Raw genomic sequence first — 5,433 nt, 5'->3', positions numbered from 1 at the left:
AGTCCCCAACCCTTCGATATCAGGTACTTTGGCATCAGGATCTTCCAAAAAGCGCTTGGATTCTGGACCCGTAATTTCCGGACCATTGTCACTTGAAAATACCACCAGCGTATTGTCTTCCAAGCCCAACGTTTTTAAGGTGTCTAATACCCGTCCAATGCGCATATCTGCCCCTTCAACTACAGAAGCATAAACTTGATGCTGTTCATCTAAATGAGCATTTTTTTTCATTAGTTCAGGATCAGGATAATGTGGTGTGTGAGCCTCATGGATCCATAGATTGAGAAAAAAAGGCTTGTCTTTATTACGTTTAATAAAATCGATAGCGTAGTCATAGGTTTCCCGAGCATCAAGCTGTTTACCCGGACCGTTGAAAACGGCACTTTCATCATAGCCATAGGTTGTAGGGAGAGGTGCATCTTGTATCGCTCGATTCGTTAAATGCCATTTACCAAAATGAGCGGTGGTATAACCGGCTTGTTTTAACACTTTAGGCATGGTTACGATAGTGTTATCCAACCAGTCAGGCATATGAAAACGATAGTGATGTTCCACGGTAGCGAAGTGTCGATTGACATTATTCCTCGCAGGATATTGTCCGGTCATAACAGCAGCTCGACTTGGTGAACATACCGGATTTGAAACAGTAAATTGGTAGAATTCGCTCCCCTGCTCTGCTAAATGATCCAGATTAGGCGTTTCGATGGTTTTACTACCATGACGACTCAAATCGCCCCAGCCTAAATCGTCCGCAAAAATAAAAATAATATTAGGTTGGTTAGCCTGTGTTTGGGCTTGTACAACAGTACTAGCAAAAAACACTGTTAGCCCTAGAAAAAGCGTTAACCATCTTGGTAGTACACCTCTGAAGTTTTTCATCTTCACTCCGTAGAAAGCACGAATTTAGTCTTCAATCAGACAAAAACCTGCCATTTGTTTAAATATTGTTAATTTATGATAACCACTTTATTTTAAATGGTAAACAATAATTTATATTTAAACCGAGGAAAGGTGCGGAATACCTGTAATAGGGCCAGGTTAGGAAATAACCTTGATGTTTATCGTTTTCTTTTCGTTACCTGAATTGAGAAAGCTTGTCCGGATATTTCGCATGCAAGTTGTGAACGCTTCTAGAGGCATTGTCGAGGTAATAAATCCACATTTACGGCATATATGCCGCCAAGATAGCGATTTATATTAACGGGATATCAGTTGATTCATACATGAATGTTCCATCACCACATCCTGCTATCAAAGAAGAAACATGATGGTCTATATGATGCGTTCATCTGACAGTGCTCTCGCACTGTCAGACGTTTAGCTATTTTACGTTGTGATAATCCAATACAACTACTCTGCCTTGAAGCTTCAAACTATAGCCTCTCGACATAAGCGTAAAAGGCGGGCAGTGGTTTTAAATCCCCATTTTGATCATCAGCAAACCATCCTTTGAGGCGTAAATCACCAGCCTCCAGATGGATATTGAAGTCTGCGCCGTTAGCATTTTTATTCACTTTCACGACCTGAGTTTTGCCATTCACGTCCAAAAGTGCGTATACACGTTTAACCGGATAGCTAGCAATCTTGTCATGTACATACAGACTAATTTTATAATCACCGGCTTTAGCCACGGTTAAATACCAAGGTAATTCACCATATTGCTCTTCTCGTCCTAGCCAGCTTGGTACATGATATTCATCTTGTGGGCGTTGAAAACCGGGGAACCAAGGTACGTCATCAGTTGATTGTGCTTCCATCCAGTCCATCGCGGTCAATCTTGACGGATTTTCATGTTTACTACCCACAATAATACGTTGACGAGGAAAACCTTTGGCTGATACCTCGTTCCACCACTTATCATAATCCTGCTGCAACTGTGCAACTACATCAGGATGCGCTTGTTTAACATCTTGCTGCTGACCCGGATCTGCCTGCATATCAAATAATTCTGTTTTATTTTCTTCGCCATGCAAAACATAACGCCAGCGATTTGTCATCACCACTGCTGGGCGATCTTTACTTGGAATATCAACTCGCTGATTAGTGACAACCAAATGACGATCTTGTAGGGTTTGTTCGCTTTTCAACACAGGTAATAGGCTCGTCCCATCAAGATCAGCTGGCGCATCAATGCCCGCAACATCAAGTAGAGTCGGCATTAAGTCAAAGTGTGCAGTCAGTTGATTCACATCTTTGCTTTTTAAATGACCTGCAGGCCAAGAAATATAAAGTGGATCGCGATGCCCACCATCATAAACCGACGCTTTATAACCACGCATTCCGGCATTGTAGTTCCAGTTAGCAAATTCCGGTCTTTCTTTCAGTTTGGCAATCTCATCCATTGTCATGCTTTTAAATCCAGAACCATTATCAGTGGTAAAAATTAATAGTGTATTCTCTTCAATCCCTTGTTCTTTCAAGGTTTCACGCAAACGCCCTAACTCATCATCTAAATAGGTGATCATGGCATAGTATAAAGCCATTTTTTCCGGTAACCCTTGATCACGATAATGCTGGACATAATTGTCTGGAGCCCGGTGTGGAGAGTGAGGCGCATTAGTGGAAATATAAGCAAAGAACGGTTTGTCTTTATTCTCTTTGATAAAGTCAATCGCACCGTCAAACCACACCTTGGTGGAATATTCATCGAAAACAATCGGTTTACCGTTGTGGAAATAAGTATCGTCAAACTGTTTATTCCCCCAGTAATCAGGTGTTTGCCCAACACCACCACCACCAAAAATCAATGATTCATCAAATCCTTGATCTTCAGGTCTAAAGGGATAGTTATCTCCCAAATGCCATTTGCCAAACATTGCGGTGGTATAACCGGCTTCCTTCAATTTTTCCGGCAATGTTTGATTCTCCGTAGGCAATAAAGAACGCCCCATAATGGTATGCCAAACACCCGCTTTCATAGAGTATTTACCGGTTAATAAAGCAGACCGAGACGGCGAGCAGGTTGGATCCATGTGAAAGTTAGTAAAACGCACACTCTGTTCGGCCAACTGACTCATATTGGGTGTTTGAATGGCGGGATTTTCATTGCGAGCCATATCGCCATACCCTTGGTCATCAGTCATGACCAGAATAATATTTGGCTTCTGTTGCTCCGTTTGGGATTGGATTTGACTACCATTGTCAGCGCATGCTGATACACAGAAGAGTGTGATTACAAAAAGCCATAACGCGCTAACGCTTTTCTGACGGTAACTATGATTAGAAGAGTTACAATTATACATATTAAGATCCACTATAAATAAATGAAAAACACATCATGCGGCATTTCATAAGTAAAACACACAATCATATTTAACACAACCTTAACGAATCATTTACCTCTGTTTTCATTCAATTTATATACTTTTACCTTCTTCTCGAATTTTCTTATCAATAAACAAGCTAGCTCACAAAACAGGAGTACTGTGAAGATAACTGCTGACAGTAAAATCTGTATTCTCATCTTGCAATACACGGTCTGCAGGTATCTTTACACTTAAATTGACAAACCAATGCACCACATTTTCAGGAAGTTTAGAATACTCAACTTCAACCATTGATTGCTTTGCGTCAAACCATTGTATTTTTGCATCGTCACTTTGCCATTCAGCCTTACCTGTATTCCCCGTATCCGTGGTGTAATAAATAGTCGCCTGATGTATATCCTGCGGCTTTATCACCCTATCGCTAATCTTGAACCTCACTTGCGCAAATTGACCAGAAGACAACAGGGGCGAACTAGGTTGAATGGGTGCTTTACCATTAAGCACAACAGATTGGGCATAGATATAAGACTCTGGCTGCTCCCAACCTTGTGGGTGACTATGTCGCATTAGCGGCTTAATAGTTACCGATGACTCACCTGCTACGTGTCGATATGATTTAGCCTGGGCATCGAGTGAAAAATGCTGATCATGCAAATCTGTCAGCCAAAAAGTGGGACGGTTAAAGCGCTCGAGTCTGTTACCTGGCTCCCATACTGCCTGATATTGAGGATTGTTTGCCAACGCGACCTCATACTGATTATCCATCTGAGCCAAGTAACCACATCCGTAAACAGGAATGGCAAAGTCAAATCGGGGATCATAGCCTATGGCGGTTGCCGTAATAACGCCCCCCCAAGAGATGCCAGATAAACCAATATGAGAATTGTCGATTTCCCCTTTTGAACGTAGGAAATTGTTAGCCCGGATCACCGCAGAGACTGCATGAAACATCCACTGATCAGAAATAGGTTGAGAGAAATCCTGATAGATGCCATTTCTGGATGGCCCCGCATAATCATGGCGAAGCCAAGGTAAATGTTTATTGCCAGTAGCACGAATATCTGTTTGTCCTTCAACGGCAATACTGATAGCTGCAAAACCGGCCTTGTTCCAGTTTTTAACCCACTCCCCGTAGGCAGTACCACCGCCACCGTGTACCAGCACCATCGCTGGTGCTTTACCAAATTTAATATTCTTTCCTGTTAATGGTTTTTGCGGATAACCGTAAAGTGCAAAAATTCTTGTTTTCTTATTCCCATCAAGCCCACTATATTCATCACCGTCTAGATATAACTCAGTTAAACCATCGGATCTGAGTTTTTGCTTAAAAATCGATGGTGGCGTGCGGTTATTAAGCAAAGAATCCATATGGTTCTCTACTTTTTTTATATCAGCTGAGAAGTCACCTGCATAAATATTGAAATGAAAAAAAAGAAAACCGAAACTAAGTAGACACGGCCATTTAAAAATAGCCCCAAACAATGAAAATATCGTCTGTTTTTTTCTATCAAGCATAACAATTCAGCCCTCATTGGAGCTTAAAGACATAAACAATAATTTTTGGCAGTTGAATAACTTCATTCAACTGCCTAGCTCAAATTAAAAGAAAGTTGATTTCATTCTAGAACTTTGTTTACAAAATTAATTTAGTAAGTTTCTCGAATTAGAAAGAGATTATAGATTAGCGAACTATGGGAGAGAAAAACGTGCAACACTTTGTTGCTGTTGCCCTAAATTTTCAATTTCCAGACGAATTGTATCACCTTCCTTTAAATAGCGCGGTGGAGTCATGCCCAATCCAACGCCAGGAGGCGTGCCGGTACTAATAATATCTCCCGGTTGTAAGCTCATAAACTGGCTAATGTAATGGATCAAAAAAGGGACCTTATACACCATAGTTTTCGTTGATCCCGTTTGCATTCTTGTTCCGTTTACATCCAGCCACATACTAAGATTATCTACATCGCCGGCGTCCTCAGGAGTAACCAAATATGGTCCAAACGGACCAAATGTGTCACAGCCTTTCCCTTTACTCCATTGCCCCTGACGTTCTATTTGAAACTCACGTTCAGATAAATCATTAATAACACAATAGCCAGCAACATGTTCAAGGGCGTTTGCTTCACTTACGTATTTGGCTTCTTTTCCAATTACAACGCCTAACTCC

The 5,433-nt window shown here is 41.2% G+C and carries 4 protein-coding genes; all 4 read right to left on the bottom strand.

The window, feature by feature from the left end; all coding sequences use genetic code 11:
* The coding region (locus V5298_RS19540; RefSeq protein ID WP_332933106.1) for a sulfatase-like hydrolase/transferase at positions 1-879 on the bottom strand (879 nt) is incomplete at its 3' end.
* Positions 880-1,373: 494 nt separating this feature from the next.
* Positions 1,374-3,254 carry an arylsulfatase gene (locus V5298_RS19535; protein ID WP_332933105.1) on the bottom strand — a complete coding sequence of 627 codons (1,881 nt, stop codon included), beginning with the start codon at positions 3,252-3,254 and terminating at the stop codon, positions 1,374-1,376.
* A gap of 153 nt (positions 3,255-3,407) precedes the next feature.
* Complete coding sequence (locus tag V5298_RS19530) at positions 3,408-4,781, bottom strand: alpha/beta hydrolase family protein (protein ID WP_332933104.1); 1,374 nt, start codon at positions 4,779-4,781, stop codon at positions 3,408-3,410.
* 174 nt (positions 4,782-4,955) lie between these two features.
* On the bottom strand, positions 4,956-5,433 hold a 478-nt coding region (locus V5298_RS19525; RefSeq protein ID WP_332933103.1), incomplete at its 5' end, for a fumarylacetoacetate hydrolase family protein.

Source organism: Alteromonas sp. 14N.309.X.WAT.G.H12 (genome assembly GCF_036697315.1).
GTDB lineage: Bacteria > Pseudomonadota > Gammaproteobacteria > Enterobacterales > Alteromonadaceae > Alteromonas.
This window is presented reverse-complemented; position numbering and strand designations above follow the sequence as displayed.

Bases quoted from the DNA above. Each gene is read 5' to 3' on its own strand.
- V5298_RS19530 (WP_332933104.1), bottom strand. From the start codon at position 4,781: ATGCTTGATAGAAAAAAACAGACGATATTTTCATTGTTTGGGGCTATT.